Here is a 24,526-nt window from a genome sequence, read left to right as displayed (position 1 = left end):
ACGTTGTGACGAAACCGCCCCGGTCGGACGGCGATCAGGACCTTGTCCTGCTCGAGGCCCTGGCCCGCCGCTTTTCCAAGGACCCGCTGGTGGAAAGCGGCACCATGTTCCGCAGTCCTGGCCTTCGGGTTGGCGGAAAGATTTTCGCGTTCCTCGGCCACGACCACCGCCTGATCGTCAAGGTCCCACGGCCGCGCGCCGAAACTGCTGTGGCTTCCGGTGCGGCAGAACCGGTCACCATGGGAGAGCGGACCATGAAGGAATGGGTGGCCTTTCCCGCGGTGGCCGACGACGCGTCGGCCACCGAGCAACTGTGGGGCAGCGTCGCCGAGGAGGCCTACTCGTACGTCAAAAGCATCGGCGGCGACTGAGAATGGCCACCGGTCACGCCGGTGCCTGCGGTGCGGGTTGGAACAGTTCCACTAAATTCCCGGCAGGGTCCGTGAGCAATATTTGCCGGCCGCCGGGCCCTTCCACCACGTCGCTGCGGAACTGCAGCCCTGCACCGCGCAGCCGGCCGATTTCTGCGTCCAGGTCCTCAACGATCAGGTGGATGCGGTTGCGTCCGGCGGCCGCATACTCCGCCGGAGTGGCGCGGGCCCCCGAACTGGGTGGCCCGGATAGCAACAGCCGCAGCGGGCCGCGCGTCACGTCGGCAAAGCCGGGAAATTGCAGATGCACGGTGAAGCCGAAATTCTTGGTGTAAAAATCGACGGCCGCCCCCACATCGTCCACCAGGTAGCGGACGCTTGCGTACTGGTCCGGTGCTGTCACGGCTCATTCTCCTTCGATCATGGCCTGCTGCCAGTGCCAGCAGGATACATCGTGCAGTCGTCTCCGAATAGGCCCGGATCCGCTGCGCCCGCGGGGACAGCAGCCGTTCCCCTGACGGAGCTGGTCGGCAACAATGGGACCACGCGCCCCCGCCCTTCCGATCAGCTCAGGAGTTATCGTGGCCAAACTGCTGTATACAGCCATCATGTCGCTGGACGGCTACATTGCCGACCAGAACGGCAACTTTGACTGGAGCATGCCGGACGAGGAAGTTCATTCGTTCGTGAATGACTTGGAGGATCGTGTCGGTACGTATCTTCTCGGTCGCCGGATGTATGAGGTGATGGTGTTCTGGGAAATCGTGCCGACCGGGGGCGACGTCGCTCCGGTCGAACGCGAGTTCGCCGAGTCGTGGTTGCGGAAGGACAAGGTGGTCTATTCCCGGACCTTGGACAAGGCCTCCAGCGCCCGCACCCGGATCGAGCGGGAGTTTGACCCGGATCTCGTCCGCCGGATGAAAAACGAAGCTGCAGAAGACCTGAGCATTAGCGGACCGGAACTGGCCGGCCACGCGTTCAGCGCAGGGCTGGTCGATGAATGCCGGTTGTTCATGTCGCCGATCGTGGTCGGCGGCGGAAAGCGCTTTTTGGCGGAAGACCTGAAGGTGGACCTCGAGCTGCTGGACGAGAGGCGCTTCGGCAATGGGGTGGTGTACCTGCGCTACCGGGTGGCGGGCGGCTGACCGCTACTTTTCGGCTACCACCATGGCCGTGGCCAGATCGCCGTCGTGGCTCATGGACAGGTGCCAGTACTTCACGCCCCGGGCCTGGGCCGCCGCGGCAACGGTGCCGGTGAATTCCGGATAGGGGTCTCCGCCAGCGTCGACGCAGATGGTGCAGTCCTGCCAGTTCATTCCCGAGGGGGCGCCCAGCGCCTTGGCGATCGCTTCTTTGGCGGCGAAGCGGGCAGCCAGTGACCTGGTGTTGAGTTCACGCTCGGCCGGGGTGAAGAGCCGCTCGAGCAAGGCCGGGGTGCGCTGCAGCTGCCGGCGGAATCTGGAAACTTCCACCACGTCCACGCCGATGCCGACGATCATTTCCCGGCTCCGGCGCGCACGGCCCACGGCGAGCGGGCGCATCTGGGCGCCAGCATGGGCTCCGGACTGGATCGGAGCGTGCACCGCACCGGCGGCACGGAGAGCAGCCGCACCCGCAGCCGTAGCGCTGCCCGCCCCGCGCGCACCCGACGCTGGGGAACCGCGCAGTCCCCGATCCGGTTGTACGGGGTTCGGGGCGCTGCAAAGAGGAGGCGTGTGGCCATGCTTGCCTGGGGCCTGTTATTCGACCGTGACGCTCTTGGCCAGGTTGCGAGGCTGGTCGACGTCGAAGCCTTTGGCCGTGGCCAGTGCGCAGGCGAAGATCTGCAGCGGAACCGTGGTCAGCAGTGGGGCCAGCAGGGTGGGCGTCTCCGGTACGAAGAAGACGAACTCCGCGAAGTCCTTGACCGCCTCGTCGCCCTCTTCGGCGATGACGATGGTCTTGGCACCGCGGGCCCGGATCTCCTGAATGTTGGAGACCACCTTGGCGTGCAGCGAATTGCGCCCGCGCGGCGAGGGCACCACCACGAAGACCGGCTGGCCGTCCTCGATGAGGGCGATCGGTCCGTGCTTGAGCTCGCCTGCGGCGAACCCTTCGGCGTGGATGTAGGCCAGTTCCTTCAGCTTCAGCGCGCCTTCCATGGCGACCGGGAAGCCCACATGCCGGCCGAGGAACAGCACCGATTTGGTGTCCGCCATACGGACAGCCAGGTCCTTGATGTCCTTGGCGTTGTCCAGCACAGCCTGGATCTTGGCCGGGATCTTGCCCAGGTCTGCCAGGATGTCTTTGATCTCGCCCTGGAACTTGTTGCCGCGAAGCTGCGCCAGGTAGAGGCCCAGCAGGTAGGCCGCGGTGATCTGCGCCAGAAACGCCTTCGTCGAGGCAACGGCGATCTCCGGGCCGGCGTGCGTGTAGAGCACTGCGTCGGCCTCGCGCGGGATGGTTGAACCGTTGGTATTGCAGATGGCCAGAACCTTGGCGCCCTGCTCTTTGGCGTAACGGACGGCCATCAGGGTGTCCATGGTTTCGCCGGACTGGGAGATGGCCACGATCAGCGTATTGGCATCCACGATCGGGTCGCGGTAGCGGAACTCGTGCGAAAGCTCCACCTCCACCGGAATCCGGCACCAGTGCTCGATCGCGTACTTCGCCACCTGGCCGGCGTAGGCCGACGTGCCGCAAGCCAGCACAATGATCTTGCTGACCGTCTTGAGCAACTCCGGATCGATCCGCAGCTCGTCCAGGGTCAGGCGGCCGTCCAGGTCGGACCGGCCGAGCAGGGTTTGGCCGACGGCCTCCGGCTGGTCGTGGATTTCCTTCTCCATGAAGGACGGGAAACCGCCCTTTTCCGCGGCGGCTGCGTCCCAGTCGACCTCGAACTCGGTTCCCTGGGCCTCGTTGCCGAAGAAGTCCGTGATTTCGACAGTGTCCGGGGTGATGGTGACGATCTGGTCCTGCTCCAGCTCCACCGCGCGGCGGGTGAAGTCGATGAAGCCGGAAACGTCGGAGCCCAAAAAGTTCTCCCCCTCGCCCAGTCCGACGACCAGCGGCGAGTTGCGGCGGGCAGCGACGACGACGTCGGGCTGGTCCTTGTGGATGGCCAGCAGGGTGAACGCGCCCTCGAGCCGCTGGCAGGCGAGCTGCATGGCGTTGGCCAGGGTGGCGGTGGCAGGGTCCTTGGCCACCAGCGAACGGTAGATGTCACCGAGCAGCACTGCCGCCACTTCCGTGTCGGTCTCTGAGAGCAGCGTGTGGCCCTTGGCCAAAAGAGACGCACGGATTTCGGCGAAGTTCTCGATGATGCCGTTGTGGATCACGGCCAGCTGATCATCGTCGGCCAGATGCGGGTGCGCATTCTGGTCGGTGGGTCCGCCGTGCGTTGCCCAGCGGGTGTGGCCGATGCCGGTTAGCGACTCGGGCAGCGGGTCGGCCTCGAGTGCGTCCAACAGGTTGCTCAGTTTGCCCGACTTCTTCCGCGATTCGATACCGGACTCGGAGATGACGGCTACCCCCGCGGAATCGTAGCCGCGGTATTCCAGGCGGCGAAGACCTTCGAGAACAACATCCAGGGCGCTGTGATCAGCAACGCTGACTCCGGCCCCGCCGTCGCGGCGGCCAACATATCCTACGATTCCACACATGGGGTTAAGGGTACCTGCCCGCAGCGCAGCCGTTGACAGCATGGCCTCTCCGCCCTGCCATCGGCCGCGGGCGGTGAGCCGTCGGCGTAACCCGGCTCGCCGCCGTCGCGCGCCTTTTGGGATTTGAAACCCGCAGCAGGCACAATTCATAGGTGACTGATGCGACACCGAAGACGACGGCGTCAAGCGGTGAGAGTAATTTCACACCATACGTTGAGCTGGACCGGCAGACCTGGTCCCGGCTGTCCAACGAGATTGAGCAGCCCCTTGACCAGGACGATATTGAACGGCTCCGCGGCCTGGGCGATGCCCTGAACCTGGACGAGGTCCGCGAGGTCTACCTGCCGCTCTCCCGCCTGCTGAACCTGTACGTGGGCGCGGCCGGCGAGCTGCATAAAGCCACCACTACGTTCCTGGGCGAGACCACCCGCCGCACCCCGTTCGTGATCGGCGTGGCAGGGTCGGTCGCCGTCGGAAAATCCACCACGGCCCGCGTGCTGCGCGAGATGCTGCGCCGCTGGCCGGACACCCCGAACGTTGAACTGATCACCACGGACGGGTTCCTGTACCCGAATGCGGAACTGGCTCGGCGCGGCCTGATGGAACGCAAGGGCTTCCCGGAGTCCTACGACCAGCGGGCGCTGCTGCGGTTCGTGTCCGAGGTCAAGTCAGGTGCCGAAGAAGTGCGGGCGCCCTGGTATTCGCATCTGACCTACGACATCGTGCCGGACAAGGAAGTGGTGGTCCGCCGCCCGGATGTGCTGATTGTTGAGGGGCTCAACGTGTTGGCTCCGGCACGCCCGCGGGCGGACGGACGGACCGGGCTGGCATTGAGCGACTTTTTCGATTTCTCCGTTTATGTGGACGCCAAGACGTCCTATATTGAGCAGTGGTATGTCAGCCGCTTCCACAAACTGCGGCGGACGTCGTTCGCCGACCCGGAATCCTATTTCCACCGCTACGCCTCGCTCAGCGACACCGAGGCCACCGAGACAGCGCTGGGGATCTGGCGCCGGATCAATGAACCGAACCTGAGGGAGAACGTGCTGCCGACACGCGGCCGGGCACAACTGGTGCTGACGAAGGATGCGGACCACTCGATCCGCAGAATGCTGCTGCGGAAAACCTGACATGACAGCTCTGAGGGCCCCGGCGCTCGCCGCCGGCCTGGCCGCCGTGCTGGCCCTGCTCACCGGTTGCGTTCCTGCCGACGAGCCCACCCCCTCCCCCAGTACGACGGCGGCTCTGCCGGGTCCGTCGGAGGACGCCACATCCCTCCCGGTTCCGTCGCAGAGCACGAAAGCCGCGAAGAAGAAGGCCGATAAGTCGCCCGGTGCCGGTGAGGACCACGCCAACCCGGCGAGCATCGGCGTCGTCGTGAACAAGCGCCGGCCGCTGGTCCCGCTGGACTACCACCCGGGCGACCTGCGCCGGCCGGCCGTGAGCATCGGGACCGGCGGCGAATCTGCCCTGCTGCGCGATGCCGTGGCGGACGCCACCGAAAAGATGTTCAACGCGGCCGCGGCCGACGGCGCGCCAATGGTCATGGTCAGCGGATTCCGTTCCTATGCCACCCAGGTGGACACCTACAACCACTGGGTACGCCAGCACGGAAGCGAGGCCGCCGCAGACATGATCTCGGCGCGTCCTGGCTATTCCGAGCACCAGACCGGCCTGTCCATGGACGTCGGCGACAGCACCGGTGCGTGCAATCTGCAGCAGTGCTTCGCCGAGACCGCCGCCGGCATCTGGGTCGCCAACAACGCCCAGCGCTTCGGGTTCATCATCCGCTACTCGCCCGGGGAAGAGAAGGTGACCGGGTATTCGCCTGAGCCGTGGCATCTGCGCTATGTGGGCAAGAAGGTGGCCGGGAAGATGGCACAACGAAGCATCAATTCGCTCGAAGAATACTTCGGCTTGCCCGGTGCGCCCGGATATTCATGATGCCTTCGGGAGACATTCCACTTGAGGTCTCTGCTCCTGCGCGGAATAGGGATACATTTGCGGAATGTTAAAGGGGTTCAAAGAATTCATTATGAAGGGCAACGTCGTTGACCTTGCCGTCGCTGTTGTTATTGGCGGAGCTTTCGGCATGGTGGTCAATGCCCTGGTCAATAGCGTGCTGATGCCGTTTATCGCCGGCCTGGTGGGCTCGCCCGACTTCAACAGCTTCCTGCTGTGGAACTTCAGGGGCAACGAGGTCGCCTTCGGGGTGCTGCTCACCGCCATCGTGAACTTCTTGCTGATTGCGGCGGCGGTTTACTTTGTGGTCGTGGTCCCGATGAACCACATGATCGAGCGGCGTAACCGCCGGCTCGGCATCACCCAGGAAGAAGAAGCCATGGATCCGCAAATTGTGCTGTTGACCGAGATCCGCGACGCGCTGCAGGCCCCTAACCGTCGGTAGCCACCAAGCGCGGCATCCGGCGCGTCAACCTCTTCAGGCCCGTCCCGCACCACTGCGGGGAGGGCCTGACGTTTTGGCTCGGTCGGCGTACGCTCGGAGCATCGCCACCGGCAGGCGACCGGTGGACTCCTCCCGAAGTATCCGAAGAATCAGGTGAATCTCCATGAAACACCATTCGCCGCTTGCCCTGTTTGCCAAGCTGGCTGCCGCCCTGTTGACGTCCTTCGCCCTCCTCTTAACCGGGATGCCGGCTTCCGCCGGCCCTCAGGTGTCCGACAGCTCCCGTTCACCGTCCGGGCGGACGGCCAGAATCATCGACCTGCCGGACGCCACCTCCGCCGAGGGCATTGCCGCTGGCCGCGGCAGCACGTTCTACGCCGGCGACTTGTACGCAGGCGACATATACCGCGGGGATCTGCGCCGCGGCATGGCCAAAAAGTACATCGACGCGCCGAAGGGACGCTTCGCCGTCGGGATGGCCGCCGATACGCACCGGCACCTGCTGTTCGTAGCCGGCGGCCCCACCGGCAAGGCCTATGTCTACAACACCCGGACCGGGAAGCCGGTTGCCGATTTCCAGCTGAACGACCCGGCCCATTCGTTCATCAACGACGTGACACTTGGCCGTGGCGGCGCCTGGTTCACCAACTCTGTTGACGACGAACTGTATTTCCTACCGATCGGCGAGGACGGGCGGATCGGGAAGCCCAAGACGCTGCAGCTGAGCGGGCCTGCCGCAGAGCGGAGCGGGGACTTCAACCTCAACGGCATCGTTGCGGCGGACCATGGGCGGAAGCTGATCGTGGCCCACACGGCCAACGGGGCCCTGTACACGGTGGACCCGCGGACCGGTGCCAGCCGCAGGGTCTCCGGCGTCAAGGTCAGCAACGTCGACGGGCTGGAGCTGAAGGGCCGTTGGCTGTGGGCCGTCCAGAATACCGACAACCAGATCAGCAAGATCAAACTGGACCACAAGCTGGCGTCCGGGACGGTCCGATCCGTGATCACCAGCGACGCCTTCCAGACGCCGACCACCGCAGCACTGATCGGCGACAAGCTGGCCGTGGTGAACGCCAAGTTCGACACCGGTAACCCGCCGACGGCGGACAGCTACGAGGTAGTAGTGGTCGATGCCTGGCGCTGACCTCGGGCGGCGCGCGCAGTGGCCGCCGCGCCGGGGCTAGTCGACGTCGGCCGGCTCCAGAGCCAGCTGCTGTTTCACCGTCTGGGCTAGGTCCTCGGCGGTGGCCTGCGCCGTGGCCATGTCGGCGGCCTCCACCATCACGCGGACAACGGGCTCGGTGCCGGACGGCCGCAGCAGCACCCGGCCGGTCTCGCCCAACCGCGCGGACGCAGCCTCGACGGCAGACTGGAGCGCCTGATTGGTTTTGACGGCGCTCTTGTCGACATCCTTGACGTTGATCAGGACTTGGGGCAGCCGGACCATCAGCCGGGACAGTTCGGACAGCGGCTTGCCCGCCTTGGCCAGCTGTGCAGCCAACTGCAGGCCGGTCAGCACGCCGTCGCCGGTGGTGGCATAGTCCGAGAAGATCACGTGGCCGGACTGTTCGCCGCCCAGCGAGTAGCCGTTGGCGCGCATGTTCTCCAGCACGTAGCGGTCGCCCACCGCGGTTTCCTCGATCCGGATGCCCGCTTCCTGCAGCGCCAGCTTCATGCCGAGGTTGCTCATGACGGTGGCCACCAGGACGTCGTCCTTGAGCCGTCCCGCATCGCGCAGGGCCAGTGCCAGAATCGTCATGATCTGGTCGCCGTCGATCACCTCACCGCGCTCGTCCACGGCCAGGCAGCGGTCTGCGTCGCCGTCGTGGGCGATACCAAGGTTTGCGCCATGCTCGACGACGGCGGCCTGCAGCTTCTCCAAGTGGGTGGAGCCCACGCCGTCGTTGATGTTCAAGCCGTCCGGTTCGGCGCCCATCACTACGATGTCGGCACCGGCGGCGCGGAAGACTTCCGGCGAGCAGCCGCTGGCTGCGCCGTGGGCGCAGTCGAGGACAACCTTCAGGCCCTCGAGCCGGACCGGCAGCGTCTGCAGCAGGTGCAGGATGTAGCGGTCCTCGGCGTCGGAGAAGCGCTGGATCCGTCCGACGTCTGCGCCCGTGGGCCGCAGACGCGGCTGGGACATTTCCTGCTCGATCGCGTCCTCGACCTCGTCGGGCAGCTTGTGGCCGCCGCGGGCAAAGAACTTGATGCCGTTGTCCGGAGCCGGGTTGTGCGAGGCGGAGATCATGACTCCGAAGTCGGCGTTAAGGTCCCCCACCAGGTAGGCGGCGGCGGGAGTTGGCAGCACCCCGGCGTCAAAGACGTCCACGCCGGAACTTGCCAGACCGGCCTCCACGGCAGAGCTGATGAACTCGCCGCTGGCGCGCGGATCGCGGGCGATCACCGCCGTCGGGCGCTTGCCGCTCTCAACTTCCCGGTGGCCAAGGACCACTGCGGCAGCCTGCGCAACTTCCAGCGCGAGCTCTGCAGTGATCAACCCGTTTGCCAGGCCGCGGACTCCGTCGGTACCAAATAATCTAGACATTGCGAATCATTTTACGGCAGCGTTCCGCGTAGTCGGTTCACAGCGTGTCGGCGGTCACGCGAGCCGCCTCCGGCCCGGGTCTACTTGACGCTTGCCGCGAGGCTCTGACCTCTGCCTGCCCCCGGGTCGGCAGGGCGCACGGCGGCTTAAACGGCCGCGAGGCCCCGCAGCAGATGCTGAGGGGCCTCGCGGTGGAAGCACAGGACTTCCGAAGCGGTTTAGCGCTTCGAGTACTGGGGTGCCTTGCGGGCCTTCTTGAGGCCGGCCTTCTTGCGCTCGATGATGCGAGCGTCGCGGGTGAGGAAACCGGCCTTCTTCAGCGTCGGGCGGTTGTTCTCGCGGTCGATCTCGTTCAGCGCACGGGCAACACCCAGGCGCAGCGCACCGGCCTGGCCGGACGGGCCACCGCCGTGGATGCGGGCGATGACGTCGTAAGCGCCTTCCAGATCCAGGATCTTGAACGGATCGTTCACTTCCTGCTGGTGCAGCTTGTTCGGGAAGTAGTTCGCCAGTTCCCGGTCATTGATGGTCCAGTTGCCGGAACCCGGAACCAGGCGCACGCGGGCGATGGCCTGCTTGCGGCGACCCACGGCAGCTCCGCCGACGGTCAGGGCCGGACGTTCCTTCTTGGCGGTCTCGGTCGCCTCGGAAGACTCCGAGGTGTAGCTGGTGAGGGCTTCGCCCTCAGCAGCAGTGTTCAGCTCTTCAGCCACGATTCTCCTTGAATTAAGTTTCTAGTGGTGGCCGGCGCTACTGGGCGACCTGGGTGATTTCGAAGGTCTTCGGCTGCTGGGCAGCGTGCGGGTGCTCGGCACCCTTGTAGACCTTCAGCTTGGACAGCTGCTGGGCAGCCAGGGAGTTCTTCGGCAGCATGCCCTTGATGGCCTTCTCAACTGCGCGCACCGGGTTCTTTTCCAGCAGTTCGGCGTAGTTGACGGAGGACAGGCCACCCGGGTAACCGGAGTGGCGGTAGGCACGCTTCTGTTCGAGCTTGGCGCCGGTCAGGGCAACCTTCTCAGCGTTGATGATGATGACGAAATCGCCCATGTCCATGTGAGGAGCAAAGGTCGGCTTGTGCTTTCCGCGCAGCAGTGTTGCGGTCTGGCTGGCAAGACGACCGAGGACAACGTCGGTGGCGTCAATGACGTGCCACTGGCGGTTGATATCGCCGGGCTTCGGAGTGTACGTACGCACGGTTTTTGCCTTCGTTTGGTGTTCTAAGGTAGCGGCGCATTCTTCACAGAACGCACGCGCAAAGTTGGTGATGCGCTACCGGAACTTCAGGTGAGGACTGAAATCTAACCAGTGGCCCAGAGTGTCTCGGCTATTTCCGTGGATCAGGTTGGCCCTGCAACCGGGCCGTCTCACGGACATAGCGTATCGAGGTTGGACACGCACAACGACGATTAAGATTATCCTGCCACGCCGGTTAGGTCAAAAAAGACAAGAACGACGGCGGTGCCACGCCGCGGTGCGCCCCTCCGAGCTGCTCGCCAACGGTCGGACGCCGCCGTTCTCGGCGTGGCCGGCGCCCGGAAGTCGGTGTCAGCGAGCCGGCGCCCGCGAGTCTGTGCCGGTGAGCCGGCGTCGTGCAGGCGATGTCAGCGAAGGCGACGGCGATGCCGGCTAACACGAAACCGCCCGTGCCGGCTGACGTGGAGGTCAGCTCCCGCTGGATTCGGTAGTGCCGGCAACATTCAGGCCCAGCAGGGCCTTGATGCGCTCTTCGGCTTCCGGCCCGCTCTGAGCGGCAGCCACATTGGCTTCGCTGACGGCCTGGACCACTTCGTCGCGCTGGATTTTCACGCCGCGCGGTGCCTCGATGCCGAGACGGACGCCGTCACGGCGGGCGTCCAGCACGGTGATGACAATGTCGTCACCGATCAGGATCCGCTCTCCGGGTTTACGTGTCAGCACCAGCACCCGTCAACTCTATCGCAGGAAAATCACGGATCTGCCGGGTCACGGCACGACTTCGTGGCGTGGTGAATCAATTAAGCGGAAATGGAAATGGGTCTGGGCGTGCCGGAGCCCGGATTCCTGTGAACCGGCAGATGGGGCGTCAGAGCCGGGCGGCCTCGGACGGCGCCCCGTCGATCCAACCGACGGGCACACCCAGGGTGTTGACGGTCTTCGGCGTGCTGGTGTGCCTGCTTCCGGTCACGGCAAGACCGTCCGGAACAACAACACGCTGCACGGCCTGCACCCAGCGATCCGTGTCCTCGGCCTTGCGCCCGGCGTCCACGGCAAGCCAAATCTGGTCCGCCCCCAGCGCGGGCAGGATCGCGAGCATCTCCAGGGTCGGCGTGAGCGTCTGGCCCAACCCAAACGCCACGAATACGCTCTGCCCCCGTTCCACTCCGCGGGCGCGGGCACCGATGGCGCTGTTGCGGTCCCGCACCGGCCGCCTGACATCTGCGGCGTGCGCGCCGGCCATCCTGACCGTGTTCCCACCGCTGGAGATCCAATCCGCGGCATCCGACGGCGCCCCGTTGACGGCAGGCGCTGCGGCGGCCATGGAATTTGCCGCCTCTAAGGCATTGCTGCCTTGGCCAATTACCAGCACCAAGTCTCCGGGCCCGTAGAGCGGCGAGGGAATGATCGGCGCAGCCGTCGCTCCCGGTCCAGGTCCTGGTCCCGGAGGCAGGTGCGACTCGTCCGGTTCCCCCGTTGCTGCGCCATGCAGTACCCCGCTGACGACGACCGTGCCCGCCACGACGTCCGTATGGCTGACCGCCTCTGGCCCGGCGGGTGCGCCGGTAGACGCAGCGAGAGTCCCAACCGATGCAGCGGCAGTTCCAGCAGGCGCCGCCGGCGTCCCCGCAACTGCGGCGTCCAGTTCCGCACCCAACACGGTCGGCCCGGGCTCTGGCACGGTGTCGGCTGCAGGTTTCGCGTCGGTCCGGCGCCGCCCAAAACCGGGCCGTGCAGGGGTCGGCACGGCACCCGCCGGCGCGGCACCCGCCGGTGCGGCACCTGTCAGCACCTCACCTGCCGGGGCGGCATCCGCCGGCGCAGCATCGGAGGCCGGAGGGCCAGCCTCAGGCCGAGTTGTTGGCGGCACGCCAGCCTCGGGTTCCGTGCCCTCCAGCTTGGCGCCCTTGGGCAGCCGGGTGGGCCGGGCGGTGTTGAACGTGAGGTTGTCCATGATGACCGCGAACTGGTCCGTGTGCGTGGACACGTGCAGTTCGGGCGCCTTGCCGTGGACGCGGGAGCCATGCATTTGGGATTCGGCGTGCTCGGCGTCCGCCAGCAGCGCGGCGATGCCCGCGCGGGCCTTCTGGTCCAGCGCATGCTGGCCGCGCATGGGCGGGGCGGGAAGTTCCACGGTGACTTCGTAGTGCTCGCGGGCGAAGAAGCCGCGGATGCCGCCGACGGTGACCTTCTCCGCGGCGACGATCCTCGCGTCGGGTCCGTGCTCGGCCAGGACCTGGGCTTTGAGTTCCTGGAGTGAAGCGCCTTTAAGCTGCAGCCGTCTGGCCGACACGCACTACCCCCACGGTCTCGATCTTTACGTTGGCGGAGGTGACCTCCTGGTAGGACAGTACCGGAAGTCCGCCGGACTGCGCCGAGACCAGCCGCCGGATGGCCGGGCGGAGCGCGGGTGCGCAGACCAGCACGGCGGTAAGCCCGTTGGCTTCCACTTTCTCCAGGGCATCCCGCAACGAGGCCAGCACGGCTTCGGTCCGGTCGGCCGAGAGCAGGATCTGCGTACCCAGTTCGGACGGCCGCATGCCCTCCAGCATCGATTGCTCCAGCGTGGGATCGATCATGATGACCCGCAGCAGTTGCCCGTCCAGGTACTGCGCGGTCAGGGCCGGCCCCAACGCCTGCCGTGCGGCCTCGATCAGCCCCTCCGGATCGGTGGACGACTTGGCCTTGAGCGCCAACGCTTCGTAGATACGCGGCAGGTCGTTGATCGGGATCTGCTCCGCCAACAGTCCCTGCAGCACCCGTTGGACCTCGGCCAACGAGAGCAGCGACGGGGTGAGTTCGTCGACGGCGGACGGGTTCACGGACTTCACACCCTCGGTCAGCACACGCACGTCCTCGCGGGTCAGTAGCCGGGCCGCGTTGGCCGAGATCAGCGAGGACAGATGTGTCACCAAAACCGAGACCCGGTCGATCACGGTCGCTCCGGTCATCTCCGCACTGTGCCGCATCTCCGCCGGCACCCACTTGCCGACCAGCCCGAACACCGGCTCCACCGTGGCGATGCCCGGCAGCGAGTCCAGGTTGTCCCCCAGCGCCAGCACCTTGCCCGCCGGGGCCTCGCCGCGGCCCGTCTCCACGCCGGCAATCCGGATGGCGTAGGTGGACATCGGCAGGTCGATGCTGTCGCGAGTGCGCACCGGCGGCACCACAATGCCCAGTTCCATCGCGATCTTCCGGCGCAAGGCCCGCACCCGGGCCAGCAGGTCGTCCGACGCGCCGGAGACCAGGTCCACCAGGTCAGGTGCCAGCTGGATCTCCAGCGCATGCACCCGCATCTGCTCGATCAGGTCCTCGGTAGTCTCCGAAGCGGCAGCCGGCGGACCCGCTTCGGCGGCCGCGGCGTCGTCGTGCTTGGCTTTGGCCGCCTCCGATGCCTTGAGCCGCTGGGACATGAAAATCAGGAACGCGCCCACCAAGATGAACGGGATCTTGGGCATGCCCGGGATCAGGGCGAGGAGAATGGCCGCGCCGCCGGCGATCATCAGCGCCTGCCGGGACTGGGTCAGCTGGTCGGACGCATCCGAGCCCATTTCCGAGTCCGCGTTGGACCGTGTTACCACCATGCCGGTGGAGACGGCCATCAGCAGCGCCGGGATCTGTGTGACCAGGCCGTCGCCGATGGTCAGCAGCGTGTAGGTGCTGACCGCCTCGCCGATCGGCATGCCGCGCTGCAGCATGCCGATGGCGATGCCGCCGACGATGTTGATGATGATAATGATGATGCCGGCGATCGCATCGCCCTTGACGAACTTGGACGCACCGTCCATCGCGCCGTAGAAGTCGGCCTCGGCGGACACCGCGGCACGGCGTTCGCGGGCCTGCACGTCGGTGATCAGGCCCGCGTTCAGGTCGGCGTCGATCGCCATCTGCTTGCCGGGCATCGCGTCCAGCGTGAAGCGCGCGCCCACCTCGGCCACGCGCTCGGCGCCCTTGGTGACCACCACGAACTGGATGACCACCAGAATCAGGAACACCACCGCGCCGATGATGATCGAACCGCCCACGGCCACGTGCCCGAAAGCCTCGATCACCTGCCCGGCGTAGCCGTCGCCCAGCACCAGCCGAGTGGACGCCACGTTCAGGCCCAGCCGGAACAGCGTGGCCACCAGCAGCAGCGACGGGAACACGGAGAAGTCCAGCGGCTTCTTCACGAACATGGTGGTCAGCAGGATCACCAGCGCCAGCAGAATGTTCACGATGATCAGCACATCCAGCAGCCCGGCCGGGATCGGCACCACCAGCAGCAGGATGATGCCCACCACGCCCATGGGGACAGCGAGCTTGGAGAGGTTGCGGTTCATCAGTCACCTCCAGGCGACGGTAAGGACAGGGCACGGCGGCCCTGCCGGGTTGAAGCATGGGCGGCAGCATCGGCATCGGTCATCGCCGGCTCCGCCATCGTGTGGACCCCGACGGCTGCGCCGCGGGCTTTCAGGCTCATCACGAAGGCCAGCACGCGGGCCACGGCGTTGTAGAGCTCCAGCGGGATTTCCTGCCCGATTTCGCACGCCGCGTGCAGCGCCCGCGCCAGCGGCACGTCACGCACCACCGGCACGTGCGTGGTCTCCGCTTCCTCGCGGATGCGGGCCGCAATCAGGCCGGCTCCCTTGGCCACCACGCGCGGCGCGGATTTGCCCGGTTCGTATTTCAGCGCCACCGCGTAGTGCGTCGGGTTCACCAGCACGACGTCGGAGCCTCCCACCGCGGCGATCATGCGGTTGCGGCTCATCGCCAGCTGCCGCGAGCGCCGCTGCGACTTGATCAGCGGATCGCCTTCGGAGTTCTTGCTCTCGTCCCGGACTTCCTTCTTGGTCATTCGGGTCTTCTTCCGGTTGCGCCGCATCACCACCATCACGTCCAGCGCGGCCAGGATCAGGCCGGCGATGATCGCCGTCTGCAGCAGTCCGACGGTGCCGGCGCCGGCGGCGTCGAGCAGCGAGGTGACAGAGAGCCCGCCGGCGGTCATCAGCACCGGGACCAGTCCCTGCACCACGAAGTATAGGGCAAGTCCCACCACGACGGTCTTCAGCAGCGCCTTCACACCCTGCCAGAGCGCCTGCATGCCGAACACCTTTTTGAGCCCGTTGACCAGGTTGAACTGTTGGGTTTCCGGCTTGAACTTCTTCCAGTGGATGCCGCCCTGCAGCGCCGCGCCGGCGATGATTACGGCCACCACGGCCAGGAACATCGGCGTGAGCGTGTACATGATGGTGCCCAGCCCATCCTCCAGCGCCTTGACCACCAGCGCCGGATCCGGCGACGCGATCATCCGCGTGACGGTGAACATCTGGTCGGTGCCGGCCTGCGAGGCCCGGTCGATGGTCATCGGCAGCATCACCGCGGCAGCGCCGATGCCCAGCCAGGCGGTCAGGTCCTGGGACTTGGAGAGCTGGCCCTTTTGGCGGACCTCCTTCATCCGCTTGGGCGTGGCTTGCTCTGTCCGTTCTTCGGAGGTTTCCTGCGACACCTAGCCCACCCCCGTCAGCGCCGTCACGGCCTGGCCGGCCAGGGACGAAACAATCCGCGGCAGCGCCACGAACACCACCCCGCCCAACATCAGGGTCAGGAAGATCTTCAGCGGAAAGCCCAGCGCAAACGCGTTCAGCGCCGGGGCCACGCGGGTGAGCAGGCCCAGACCGGCGTCGGCCAGGAACAGCACCACCAGCAGCGGCCCGGCAATCTGCACAGCGGCCAAGAACATCTGGGTCACGCCGGTGATCATCACCTGCACGGGCTCGGCCAGGTCCACTCCCCCGCCCAGCGGAAGTGCGGTGAAGCTGCGCGCCAGCCCGCCAATAATCAATTGGTAGCCGTCGGAGGCGAACAGCAGCGCCAGCGCGGCCATCTGGAACAGCCGGGTGAACTGGGCGCCGTTGACCATGGACTGCGGATCGAACGCCTGCGCCATCGAGAAACCGCCGAACAGGTCGATCAGCGTGCCCGCGGACTGCACCGCCGAGAACACGATGAACACCAGGAAACCCAGCAGCGCGCCCACCAGGATCTCCAGCACCAGTGCCCCGAAAAACCCTGCGGTGCTCAGCGGCTCGTAACCGGTCACCACCCGCGGCGACACCGCCAGCGCCAGCCCGACGCCGAGCATGGCCTTGATCCGGGCCGGGATGGCGCCGTACGAAAACGGCGGGGCTATGAGCAGGAAAGCCACCATGCGGACTCCTGCCAGCATGGTGGCCTCGATCCACGCCTGGTCGAGCGGGATGTTCATTATCCGCCGCCGAGCAGGCCGGGGATTTTCTCGAACATTTCCTGGGTGAAGGAGACCATCTCGGAGATCATCCAGTGCCCGCAGACCAGCAGCGCCACCGCCACGGCCACGGCCTTGGGCACGAAGGACAGCGTGATCTCCTGGATCTGGGTCATCGACTGGACCAAGGAGACGGCGAAGCCGACCACCAGGGCGGTGACCAGCACTGGGGCGGAGAGTTTGGCGGCGATCAGCAGGCCCTGCAGGCCGATGTCCAGGACGGCGTTTGTATCCACAGCTAGGTACCGTAACTTCCGACCAGGGCGGTGATGATCAGGCCCCAGCCGTCCACCAGCACGAAGAGCAGGATCTTGAACGGCAGCGAGATCATCACCGGCGGGAGCATCATCATGCCCATCGACATCAGCGCCGAGGCGACCACCAGGTCGATCACCAGGAACGGCACGAAGATGACGAACCCGATAATGAACGCGGCACGCAGTTCCGAAATCATGAACGCCGGGATCAGGGTCTGCAGCGGCACTTCCGCCGGGTTCTCCGGGTTGGGCAGGTCCGCGGCCCGCATCATCAGGGCCAGGTCTTCCTGCCGGGTATGCGCCAGCATGAAGTCCTGCAGCGGCGCGGCGGCGGCCGAGATGGCGTCCGTGAACGTCTCGGTCCCTTCCATGTACGGCTGCACGCCAAGCTCGTTCACCTGGGTCAGCACCGGCCACATAATGAACAAGGAGAGGAACAGGGCCAGCCCGGCCAGCACCTGGTTCGGCGGGATCGAGGGCAGGGACAGCGCGTTCCGTGTCATCGCCAGCACCACGAAGATCTTGGTGAAGGACGTCATCATCAGCAGCAGTGCCGGGGCCACCGAGAGCAGCGTGATGCCCAGCAGCGTGATGACGGCCGACGACGGCGTGCCGTTGGGACCGTTGATCTCCACAGAGAACCCGCCGTCACCATCCGGCGAGCCCGGTTCCGTTGGTGCCAGCGGGTCGACCGGCGGCACCGGGGCGACCGGCGACGCGAAAGCCGAAGGCGCGTTAAGCAGGGCGGCGGCTACGGCAAAAAGCACTGCCAGCAGTAATGCCAGGAGTGCTGCGGTGGCCAGACGGGGCCAGCGGCCTGCCGTCGGGGCCAGAGTGCCGGTGATGCTCAACGCGAACGGACCTGCTTCAGCGCTTCGGCCGTCTGCTTCCACGTGGACGGGGACAGAATGGAGCCGGCCAGCGGGGAATCCGGCCCCTGTTCCTGCCAGCCGGCGGCCCGGGAGGCCCGGCGGCCGGTGCGTTCGGAGCGGCGCCCGCCCTCGATCGGGTACAGGCCGGCGTGCCGAAGCGGAATGACATCCGTCTTCTGGCCCGGCTCGTCAAAGGTTGGGACATCGAATTCCTGCTCGACGGACGGCCGGTCGTAGCCGTGCGTGTCCGCATCCATCGGCATCTGCACGGCGGCGCGACGGGCCGCACGGCGCGAGACATCGGTGGAGCCGGCGGGGGAAGCAGCTGAGCTGCCCGCTACCGCGGCATCGAACGGGTCGAAGGCGTCGCCGGCGGCAGATGCCGCGGCACGGCGGGGCGAGGCACCGCCGTCGTACTGGGCGGCTGCCTGGGGTTTTGACTGGGCGGCTGCCTGGCCGTTGCCCGCGGCGCGCACCGGGGCGCGGCCAGCGGCTGGGTCCTTGCCAGCCGCCCGGCCGGTGGCCAATTCCAGCAGCCTGGCGAAGCTGTCCGACGCGGTCTGCGGAGCCCGGTGGGCGGGCTGCGCCTCTTCCTCCACCGGCGCCTCGCGGGTGTCGAGAACATTCACGGCCTGGTCGGTCACGCCCAGCAGGAAACGCTGGCCGTCGGCGTCCACCACCACAACCGAGGCCTTCGGCCCGATGGTTTGACGTTCCACCACGCGCACCAGCTTGCGGGCGCCGGTGCGGGCGCCGCGGCTGAAGCGGCGCTGCAGCACCCAGAGCAGTCCGAGCACCACGGCCAGCGAGAGCGCTACCCGCAGGGAGAGGACAACGGTCTCCATTTAGAGGAGTCCTTCGGGCACATCGAGGATCTTGGTGATGCGCACGGCGTAGTCCTGGTCGACGACGACAACCTCGCCGTGCGCGATCAGGCGGCCGTTGAGCAGCACGTCCGCGGGGGCGCCGGCCGAGCGGTCCAGTTCAATCACGCCGCCCGGTTCGAGGTTCAGCACATCGCGCACGGACATCCGCGTGCGGCCGATCTCGACGGTCAGTGCCATCTCCACGTTGTTGATGCGGCCCAGCTTGGCCAGCACGGACTCGTCCACACCGCTGCCGGCAGCATTCTCGCGCAGCCGGATGGCGAACCAGCCGCCGGCCTCGCCGTCGCCGCCGGTCAGCTTGAAGACGGCTGCTTCCGGATCGGAGAACAACGTTGCGGCGTTGGCCACGTGCGCCTCCCCCAGCACGCCGGCGCCGAGCACCGACGTGGCAGCTTCCAGCGCCGGACGCAGCAAGTCCGCGGCGGAAACCAGCGGGGAATCGGTACCAGCAGCGGCGGAAAGCGCGGCCTGGTCGGCCACGACCAGCGCCACATCGGCCGAGGTGCCGCCCACGAAGGAACCGACCACGGCGGAGGCTACCTGTCCTGGCAGCGGCCCGCCCTCGTCCTGGCGCACCGCGTAGAGCGGAGTATTGGTGGGCAGCAGTCCGAGGAGCGCGTCGGCGGCAGCAGCCTGCAGGGTCTGGGTCTGTGTCATCGGGCGTTCTCCTCGGTTGTAACAATGACTCCGGCCAGGCGGTTGCCGTTGGCGCCGACGGCGGCATGGGCCAGACATTCGCCGTTGATGGCAACATCCAGCGGGCGGTGCTGCGGATGCGGCAGCGGCAGCAGATCGCCCACGGACAGGTCCAAAACCTGGCCCGGGCGGACGCGCATGGGTGCGAACTGCAGCGACACATCCACCGGGATCTGCACCAGTTGCGTCTCCAGCAGTTTCCGGGCGTTGGCCGGGCTGCTCAAGGCGAACGAATCGCGCAATTGGGTCAGCAGGACCTCGGCCGGGATGGCCACGGTGGCCGGTGCGGACAGATCGCCCACGCGGATCTCAAACGTGGCCACGATCATCAGGTCGTTCGTGGCAGCGGCCTGGGCGAACTGCGAGTTGTAGTGGATCTGGTCCAGGCTGATCGGCGTGGTCAGCAGCGAGCCGAGCGAGTAGCGCAGGTCCTCCAGCGCATCTTCCATCAGCCGGCTGACCAGTGCCTGTTCAATCTGGGTGAACTTGCGGTCCGGGTAGTTGTGGGTGCCGTTTCCGCCCAGCATGTGGTCCACCCAGGTCATCGCGGCCTTGGTGGGGAACTGGAGCACCGCCTTGCCGGTGATGTCGTCCAGAGCGCAGAGCACCATGGCTGTACTGGCCGGCAGCGAGGCCGCGTACTCATCGTAGGTCTGCATTTGGACCTGCTCAGAAGTCACCGTGCAGATCACCCGGACCTTTGCGGTCAGCTGGGTGCCCCACTGGCGGGCGAACGTTTCGAAGGCCAATTCCAGCACGCGCGAATGCTCGCGCGCCAGAGTGGTTGGCCTCCGGAAGTCGTACACTTCGACGGCTCTGGCCGGCTTTTCGGGCGCGCTAGATTGCGCATGTTCCTGGACCGTCACAGCAGGCACTATCGGCAGCTAAATCGCGGACGTTAGGAGTCCGCGAGATGTGGTGCATTGGGGTCGCCCCAGCGTCCCCGTCCCTGGCGCCGGATGCTGGCTGCGCGCCTATTGCGGGCAGCAGCGCAGCCCCTCAGTGGTCGCCGGTTTTCCCGCCCGGCGCCGGTGCGTAGGTGGCGCTCGGTGCCGGACCGACGGAGCCGTTGTTGTCGCCGGTGACGATTGTGCCCCCACCGGAGCCTCCGCCGGGCTCGCCGGGCACCCGCTCGGCCGAATGGCCTTCGGAGCCTTCAGCCTTCGCCGCCTCGGCCGCGGCTTTTTCTGCCGCGTCGGCTTCGGCAGCCTTCTGGACAGCTTCCGCCCGTTCGGCGGCAGCCTCCTTGGCGGCACCGGCAGGGTCCTTGATCACTTCGGGCATCAGGTTCCGGATGGCTTCGGGCTGCCCGGAGAGCACCACAATGTCGACCCGGCGGTTCATCGCCAGATCCTCATCGCTCCCGCTGGCCTTCAACGGCCTGGACTCGCCGAAACCCACGGCGGAGATCCGATTCGATTTCACCCCGCTGTCCTCCACCAGATGCCGCAGCACATTCACTGCCCGCTCGGAGGAAAGTTCCCAGTCCAGGGCCCCGGGATCAAGATGGCGCACCTGCGCCGTGTGTCCTTCAACCTTCAGTTCGTAGCCGACAGGCTTCAGTACCGGGCCCACCACATTGAGGATCTTGATGGTCTGCCGCGTGAGTACCGGTGAGTCCGGCTCGAAGAACGTCTCGCTGCCGATCAGGCGGACGGTCAGGCCGCGCTCATCCAGTTGGAAGCGGACCGCCTTTTCCAGTCCTTCTTCCTGCAATCCCTTGGTGATCTTCTCCTGGATGCTCCGCAGGTCGTTGACTTCCTGGATGGCCAGGTCCAAATCGGTCTTCTGCTCGCCTTCGGTGTCCTCCTCGGCGTCACCGGCGGTAAACCCCTGGCCGTCTTCGTCGATGAGTTCCGGTGGCACCACTACACCCTCAGCCGTATCAACGGTCTGGGTACGGACCACACCAAAGCCGGTGGCCAGGGAATTGGCCAGTTGCTGGAACTTGGCTGCATCAACCGTGGACATGGCGAAAAGCACGATGAACATGCACATCAGCACGGTGACCATGTCCATGTACGAGGCCATCCAGCGCTCGTCCGGGTGCTCGTCCTCTTCCTCGCCTAGCGGACGGCGCGGCCGTCGGGACTTCATGCCGCTCTGGCCTCGGGCTTGTCGTCGGACTTGCCGGACTTGCCTTCCTTGGCCGGCTTGCCGGTGCCCATCTCATGTGCAGGAACCATGGCCCGCAGCCGCTCCCCCAGCAGTCGAGGCTGGCTACCGGCCTGCACGGCCAGCATGCCTTCCATCAGCAGGGTCAGACGCTCGGTTTCCAGGTCGGAGAGGCGCTTCAGCTTGCCGCCGATCGGCAGCCAGATGAAGTTGGCTGAGAGCAAGCCCCACAGCGTTGCCACGAACGCCGTCGCAATCATCGGTCCGAGTGTGTCCGGGGTAGAGAGATTTTCCAGAACGTGAGTCAGCGAGACGACGGTGCCGATGATGCCGATGGTCGGTGCGTAACCGCCCATGCTCATGTAGAACTTAGACGACTGGCGATCGGCACGTGCTTTCGTGCTGATTTCATCTTCGAGGAGGATCCGCAGTTCCTCGCCGTCGGTGCCGTCGGCAATGTTCTGCAGGGCCCGCTGCATGAACGGATCCTTCTCCTCGGTAGCCTCTGCATCCAGTGCCAGCAGGCCCTCGCTGCGAGCCTTCTCGGCCAACTCGACCACACGGTCAATGACTACCTGCGGCTTCGCCACCTTGCCGGTAAAGGCCCGCGGCAGCGTCTTGAGCGCTTGGAGACCGTCCTTGAGCGTGGTGCTGGCCAGACCCACGGCAATCGTGGCACCGAAGACCAAGATCATCGGGGCAGGGATGAGGAGCGCCTCAACGTGTGCACCCTCGAGGGTGATCATGGCGTAGAGCGAGCCGAAGGCCAGCAGGAGGCCAATAAGTGTTGCGGGATCCATTTACGTATTCCTAGGGCGCAGCGGCACAGTGTTACCGGAGTCCCCGGAGTCGTCGCCGGAGGCGGGTGCCGTAGGGGGCACAAGGCCGAGTTGGGGGTGGCTGTGCTGGTGGACTGAAGGCGGCAAATCGCGGGCCAGATGCAGCACGTAGGCGCGGTAACTGGCGATCATCTCGATGACCTGGCTCATCGTCTCGGTGACGATGTACTTGGCACCGTCCACCATTACCAACGTGGTGTCCGGGTTGGCATGGATGCGCTCAATCAGGTCAGGGTTGACCGCAAACTGGCTGTCATTCAGCCGCGTTACTACGATCATCAGCCCATCCCAGGTTTCTCGAGGGCTCCGGTGAGCCGCTAACTACTACCTTCGGCCGCGCACGCCCCGCGGTTAGCTAAGTGGGCTGGTTGTCAGATGTGTCACCCCGCGCTGACAGGCGGGATCAGCGTCTGCCGCGACTTCCGGAGGGGCTGGGGCGGGATGTGGGTCTGCCAGTACGTGTTTCGCAGCGGGTGGCGTCCGGGGTCGATGTAGTCGGGCGGGATGAACCACGGGATCCCTTTGAGCACGTTGATTTCCCAATTGCCTTGCTCGATCAGGTCGTGGTGGAGGCTGCAGAGGCAGACTCCGTTGTTGACGTCGGTGCGGCCGCCGGCCCACCAGGGCACGATGTGGTGGGCTTCGGTCCAGAGTGCGGGCATGGTGCATCCCGGGAAGGCGCAGCCTTTGTCCCGGATGAGCAGTGCGCGGCGGATCGCGCGGTTGAAGAACCGTTGCGACCGGCCCAAATCCATGACCTCCCCCTTTGAGCCGAGGATGGCGGGGATGATCTCTGCATCGCAGGCCATTCGGCGCGCGGTTTTGGCCGAGATCGGGCCGTTGAACACGGCGCTTCCGCCGCCAGAGAGCAATCCGGCCAGCTGTTCGTAGCCGGCGGTGACCATGACTTGGGTGCGGTGTCCGCCGGACTCCGGGAGTTGGCCGGTGTTCAGGGCGATCCGACAGGCACCGACCAGACCGGCCAGAAGCTTCTGTGCTCTGGTGAAGCTTTCCATTGCCTCGACGACCGCTGGATCGACGTCGCCGTGGCTGTGTTCCGCAGACGCACGATCCTCCTCGTCGGCCAGCCCGGTGTTGCCCTTCGCGGTGCCCGCTGGGATTTCGCCTGAGCAACCGCCCTCAACGCTGGGCGCGTCGAACTCAGTGGTTCCGGCGGTGCTGGCGACGTGGTCGTGGGTACCGGCCCCGCCTTTATCCGTCGCTCCAGCGGCGCCGGCGTAGTTGCCGCCCGTTCCGGACGGCGCACGTTCGCTCCTGCTGTTGGCCTCAGCCTGTTCCACGGCGGTTTCGATGGCGTCGGATCGGATGCGTGGGTTCGCGGCGCTGTTCATCACAGTGGCGAGGGCTTCGTACTGGTCGTCGGTGGTGTTGATGACGAACTGGTGCAAGCCGCGCCGGCGTCCGCGGTAGAACATGCCTTGGCGGGACCGCAGCTCGTCTTCCGAGGGCTCGGCACCGTCCTGATCGACCGCTGTTTCCCAGGTCTTCGCGACCATCGCCAGCGTGTCGGCGTCGCTCTCGGCAGCCTGCCGGACCAGCGACGCTTCCATCACCTCCAGCGTCGTGGGATCGGCGGCGGGGCGGGCCCGTCCGATTGAATCGGTGACCAGGGCCGCGGCGTTTGCGCTGATTTCGCCGGCGGCCATCGCCTCAGCCAGCATCGGCAGCGCCGGGGCGCCGGGTTCACCGTCGAACCGCACCTGCGCGGTCACCACGGCTCCGACCCGCAGCCGTCGCCGCGCTTCGACGATGCCGATCCCCAGCCGGGAGCGCAGATATTCGGCGTTGTTCCGGAACTCGGTCTTACGCCGGCTCTGTTGCTGTTTCGGACCCGCGCCGCCCGACCCCGCTGGCTCAAGGCTTTGGGCGTTGTCGAGAGCGCCGCCGGCGCTGTTTCCGGGGCCGGCGATGGAGGCAGCCGGGTCCGCCCACCCCGCGGCACCGGAGGCATCAGGCGCGTCCGCACAGGCGCCGGGCCTGGCCGCGGTTTCCCCGTTCGAAGCGATGTCCGCACGCTCCACCGCCTGGGCTCCTACGGCCTGCAGGAACTCCACAACCTTTGAAACGTCCTCGACCGCCGCTACCGTGTTGGCCAGTTCCCGCGCGCTCAGCGAACCGGATCCGGCGGTGAAGCATGCGGCGACATCCTGCAGCACCGCGCGCACCCCGGAGAGAGCTTCCTCCATCTCCCCGGTCCGGTCCAACGGTGCAAGCGCCATACCACAATTTTATTCGCACACACATTCGAACCACTATCGAAACAGCCCAATGTGTAGGGATAGTGGGGGCCGAAAGGGGAATCGGCAGGCGGAGGATTACAACGCGCTGGCAAGAAAAAGCGGCCGCCTGCGAACGGTGCAGACGGCCGCTGCAGCTGCCCGCGAACGGTCGGGCA

General features: G+C 66.2%; 26 protein-coding genes. 6 read left to right on the top strand and 20 right to left on the bottom strand.

The window, feature by feature from the left end; translation table 11 throughout:
• Positions 1 to 5: 5 nt before the first annotated feature.
• A complete protein-coding gene (locus tag ACWF5H_RS16995) occupies positions 6 to 371 on the top strand; it encodes a hypothetical protein (RefSeq protein ID WP_452038278.1) in 366 nt (121 codons plus the stop codon).
• Positions 372 to 384: 13 nt separating this feature from the next.
• On the opposite strand, the gene ACWF5H_RS16990 is transcribed toward ACWF5H_RS16995, so the two are convergent.
• Complete coding sequence (locus ACWF5H_RS16990) at positions 385 to 774, bottom strand: VOC family protein (RefSeq protein ID WP_452038276.1); 390 nt, start codon at positions 772 to 774, stop codon at positions 385 to 387.
• Positions 775 to 952: 178 nt separating this feature from the next.
• Here ACWF5H_RS16990 and ACWF5H_RS16985 point away from each other — a divergent pair, with 178 nt between their 5' ends.
• Positions 953 to 1,516 (top strand): dihydrofolate reductase family protein, encoded by a 564-nt coding sequence (locus ACWF5H_RS16985; protein WP_452038274.1) that lies wholly within the window; start codon positions 953 to 955, stop codon positions 1,514 to 1,516.
• A 3-nt stretch (positions 1,517 to 1,519) separates the two neighbouring features.
• On the opposite strand, the gene ACWF5H_RS16980 is transcribed toward ACWF5H_RS16985, so the two are convergent.
• Both ACWF5H_RS16980 and glmS read right to left on the bottom strand, forming a co-directional pair.
• Positions 1,520 to 1,870 (bottom strand): holo-ACP synthase, encoded by a 351-nt coding sequence (locus tag ACWF5H_RS16980; protein WP_364644819.1) that lies wholly within the window; start codon positions 1,868 to 1,870, stop codon positions 1,520 to 1,522.
• A gap of 240 nt (positions 1,871 to 2,110) precedes the next feature.
• The gene (glmS, locus tag ACWF5H_RS16975; protein WP_452038411.1) at positions 2,111 to 4,012 is read right to left on the bottom strand and encodes a glutamine--fructose-6-phosphate transaminase (isomerizing); all 1,902 of its coding nucleotides are present in this window, start codon (positions 4,010 to 4,012) and stop codon (positions 2,111 to 2,113) included.
• A 152-nt stretch (positions 4,013 to 4,164) separates the two neighbouring features.
• Between glmS and coaA the strand changes: the two genes are divergently transcribed.
• From coaA to ACWF5H_RS16955, 4 genes are all read left to right on the top strand, one after another.
• Positions 4,165 to 5,142: a type I pantothenate kinase gene (gene coaA / locus ACWF5H_RS16970; RefSeq protein ID WP_364644411.1), complete on the top strand. Its 978-nt coding sequence runs from the start codon at positions 4,165 to 4,167 to the stop codon at positions 5,140 to 5,142.
• Between the two features lies 1 nt (position 5,143).
• Positions 5,144 to 5,956 (top strand): M15 family metallopeptidase, encoded by an 813-nt coding sequence (locus ACWF5H_RS16965; RefSeq protein WP_452038272.1) that lies wholly within the window; start codon positions 5,144 to 5,146, stop codon positions 5,954 to 5,956.
• 64 nt (positions 5,957 to 6,020) lie between these two features.
• A complete protein-coding gene (mscL, locus tag ACWF5H_RS16960; protein ID WP_452038270.1) occupies positions 6,021 to 6,419 on the top strand; it encodes a large conductance mechanosensitive channel protein MscL in 399 nt (132 codons plus the stop codon).
• 163 nt (positions 6,420 to 6,582) lie between these two features.
• Positions 6,583 to 7,563 (top strand): hypothetical protein, encoded by a 981-nt coding sequence (locus tag ACWF5H_RS16955; protein ID WP_452038268.1) that lies wholly within the window; start codon positions 6,583 to 6,585, stop codon positions 7,561 to 7,563.
• Between the two features lie 36 nt (positions 7,564 to 7,599).
• On the opposite strand, the gene glmM is transcribed toward ACWF5H_RS16955, so the two are convergent.
• The 17 genes from glmM to ACWF5H_RS16870 form a co-directional block, all read right to left on the bottom strand.
• Positions 7,600 to 8,964, bottom strand: a complete 1,365-nt coding sequence (glmM, locus tag ACWF5H_RS16950) for a phosphoglucosamine mutase (protein WP_452038266.1) — start codon at positions 8,962 to 8,964, stop codon at positions 7,600 to 7,602.
• A 218-nt stretch (positions 8,965 to 9,182) separates the two neighbouring features.
• The gene (gene rpsI / locus ACWF5H_RS16945; RefSeq protein WP_364644397.1) at positions 9,183 to 9,677 is read right to left on the bottom strand and encodes a 30S ribosomal protein S9; all 495 of its coding nucleotides are present in this window, start codon (positions 9,675 to 9,677) and stop codon (positions 9,183 to 9,185) included.
• A 37-nt stretch (positions 9,678 to 9,714) separates the two neighbouring features.
• The gene (gene rplM, locus ACWF5H_RS16940; protein WP_364644394.1) at positions 9,715 to 10,158 is read right to left on the bottom strand and encodes a 50S ribosomal protein L13; all 444 of its coding nucleotides are present in this window, start codon (positions 10,156 to 10,158) and stop codon (positions 9,715 to 9,717) included.
• A 468-nt stretch (positions 10,159 to 10,626) separates the two neighbouring features.
• Positions 10,627 to 10,887 carry a carbon storage regulator gene (locus ACWF5H_RS16935; protein WP_364644393.1) on the bottom strand — a complete coding sequence of 87 codons (261 nt, stop codon included), beginning with the start codon at positions 10,885 to 10,887 and terminating at the stop codon, positions 10,627 to 10,629.
• Between the two features lie 139 nt (positions 10,888 to 11,026).
• Positions 11,027 to 12,451 carry a hypothetical protein gene (locus ACWF5H_RS16930; protein WP_452038263.1) on the bottom strand — a complete coding sequence of 475 codons (1,425 nt, stop codon included), beginning with the start codon at positions 12,449 to 12,451 and terminating at the stop codon, positions 11,027 to 11,029.
• On the bottom strand, positions 12,426 to 14,480 hold the full coding sequence (locus tag ACWF5H_RS16925; protein ID WP_452038261.1) for a flagellar biosynthesis protein FlhA: 2,055 nt from the start codon (positions 14,478 to 14,480) through the stop codon (positions 12,426 to 12,428). The genes ACWF5H_RS16930 and ACWF5H_RS16925 overlap by 26 nt, the downstream gene beginning before the upstream one ends.
• Complete coding sequence (locus ACWF5H_RS16920) at positions 14,480 to 15,646, bottom strand: EscU/YscU/HrcU family type III secretion system export apparatus switch protein (RefSeq protein ID WP_452038259.1); 1,167 nt, start codon at positions 15,644 to 15,646, stop codon at positions 14,480 to 14,482. The genes ACWF5H_RS16925 and ACWF5H_RS16920 overlap by 1 nt, the downstream gene beginning before the upstream one ends.
• On the bottom strand, positions 15,647 to 16,405 hold the full coding sequence (locus ACWF5H_RS16915) for a flagellar biosynthetic protein FliR (protein WP_452038257.1): 759 nt from the start codon (positions 16,403 to 16,405) through the stop codon (positions 15,647 to 15,649).
• Positions 16,405 to 16,680, bottom strand: coding sequence for a flagellar biosynthesis protein FliQ (gene fliQ / locus ACWF5H_RS16910; protein ID WP_127511122.1), 276 nt, complete (start codon positions 16,678 to 16,680; stop codon positions 16,405 to 16,407). Before fliQ ends, ACWF5H_RS16915 begins: the two co-directional genes overlap by 1 nt.
• A 2-nt stretch (positions 16,681 to 16,682) precedes the next feature.
• Positions 16,683 to 17,546: a flagellar type III secretion system pore protein FliP gene (fliP, locus tag ACWF5H_RS16905; RefSeq protein ID WP_452038409.1), complete on the bottom strand. Its 864-nt coding sequence runs from the start codon at positions 17,544 to 17,546 to the stop codon at positions 16,683 to 16,685.
• 2 nt (positions 17,547 to 17,548) lie between these two features.
• A complete protein-coding gene (fliO, locus tag ACWF5H_RS16900) occupies positions 17,549 to 18,418 on the bottom strand; it encodes a flagellar biosynthetic protein FliO (protein WP_452038255.1) in 870 nt (289 codons plus the stop codon).
• Entirely contained in the window at positions 18,419 to 19,117 is a 699-nt protein-coding gene (fliN, locus tag ACWF5H_RS16895) for a flagellar motor switch protein FliN (protein ID WP_452038253.1), read from the bottom strand. It abuts the gene before it with no gap.
• Positions 19,114 to 19,962 (bottom strand): flagellar motor switch protein FliM, encoded by an 849-nt coding sequence (locus ACWF5H_RS16890; protein WP_364644813.1) that lies wholly within the window; start codon positions 19,960 to 19,962, stop codon positions 19,114 to 19,116. Before ACWF5H_RS16890 ends, fliN begins: the two co-directional genes overlap by 4 nt.
• Before the next feature lie 193 nt (positions 19,963 to 20,155).
• Positions 20,156 to 21,253: an OmpA/MotB family protein gene (locus ACWF5H_RS16885; RefSeq protein WP_452038251.1), complete on the bottom strand. Its 1,098-nt coding sequence runs from the start codon at positions 21,251 to 21,253 to the stop codon at positions 20,156 to 20,158.
• Positions 21,250 to 22,071 (bottom strand): motility protein A, encoded by an 822-nt coding sequence (locus ACWF5H_RS16880; RefSeq protein WP_364644373.1) that lies wholly within the window; start codon positions 22,069 to 22,071, stop codon positions 21,250 to 21,252. The genes ACWF5H_RS16885 and ACWF5H_RS16880 overlap by 4 nt, the downstream gene beginning before the upstream one ends.
• Positions 22,072 to 22,389 carry a flagellar FlbD family protein gene (locus tag ACWF5H_RS16875; protein ID WP_452038248.1) on the bottom strand — a complete coding sequence of 106 codons (318 nt, stop codon included), beginning with the start codon at positions 22,387 to 22,389 and terminating at the stop codon, positions 22,072 to 22,074.
• A 101-nt stretch (positions 22,390 to 22,490) separates the two neighbouring features.
• Positions 22,491 to 24,350: a DUF222 domain-containing protein gene (locus ACWF5H_RS16870; protein WP_452038247.1), complete on the bottom strand. Its 1,860-nt coding sequence runs from the start codon at positions 24,348 to 24,350 to the stop codon at positions 22,491 to 22,493.
• Positions 24,351 to 24,526 lie beyond the last annotated feature (176 nt).

It is taken from the genome of Arthrobacter sp. NPDC055138 (assembly GCF_053607305.1).
This window is presented reverse-complemented; position numbering and strand designations above follow the sequence as displayed.

Bases quoted from the DNA above. Each gene is read 5' to 3' on its own strand.
- ACWF5H_RS16980 (WP_364644819.1), bottom strand. From the start codon at position 1,870: ATGATCGTCGGCATCGGCGTGGACGTGGTGGAAGTTTCCAGATTCCGC.
- glmS (WP_452038411.1), bottom strand. From the start codon at position 4,012: ATGTGTGGAATCGTAGGATATGTTGGCCGCCGCGACGGCGGGGCCGGA.
- ACWF5H_RS16965 (WP_452038272.1), top strand. From the start codon at position 5,144: ATGACAGCTCTGAGGGCCCCGGCGCTCGCCGCCGGCCTGGCCGCCGTG.
- mscL (WP_452038270.1), top strand. From the start codon at position 6,021: ATGTTAAAGGGGTTCAAAGAATTCATTATGAAGGGCAACGTCGTTGAC.
- ACWF5H_RS16955 (WP_452038268.1), top strand. From the start codon at position 6,583: ATGAAACACCATTCGCCGCTTGCCCTGTTTGCCAAGCTGGCTGCCGCC.
- glmM (WP_452038266.1), bottom strand. From the start codon at position 8,964: ATGTCTAGATTATTTGGTACCGACGGAGTCCGCGGCCTGGCAAACGGG.
- ACWF5H_RS16925 (WP_452038261.1), bottom strand. From the start codon at position 14,480: ATGAACCGCAACCTCTCCAAGCTCGCTGTCCCCATGGGCGTGGTGGGC.
- ACWF5H_RS16915 (WP_452038257.1), bottom strand. From the start codon at position 16,405: ATGAACATCCCGCTCGACCAGGCGTGGATCGAGGCCACCATGCTGGCA.
- fliO (WP_452038255.1), bottom strand. From the start codon at position 18,418: ATGGAGACCGTTGTCCTCTCCCTGCGGGTAGCGCTCTCGCTGGCCGTG.
- fliN (WP_452038253.1), bottom strand. From the start codon at position 19,117: ATGACACAGACCCAGACCCTGCAGGCTGCTGCCGCCGACGCGCTCCTC.
- ACWF5H_RS16885 (WP_452038251.1), bottom strand. From the start codon at position 21,253: ATGAAGTCCCGACGGCCGCGCCGTCCGCTAGGCGAGGAAGAGGACGAG.
- ACWF5H_RS16880 (WP_364644373.1), bottom strand. From the start codon at position 22,071: ATGGATCCCGCAACACTTATTGGCCTCCTGCTGGCCTTCGGCTCGCTC.
- ACWF5H_RS16875 (WP_452038248.1), bottom strand. From the start codon at position 22,389: ATGATCGTAGTAACGCGGCTGAATGACAGCCAGTTTGCGGTCAACCCT.
- ACWF5H_RS16870 (WP_452038247.1), bottom strand. From the start codon at position 24,350: ATGGCGCTTGCACCGTTGGACCGGACCGGGGAGATGGAGGAAGCTCTC.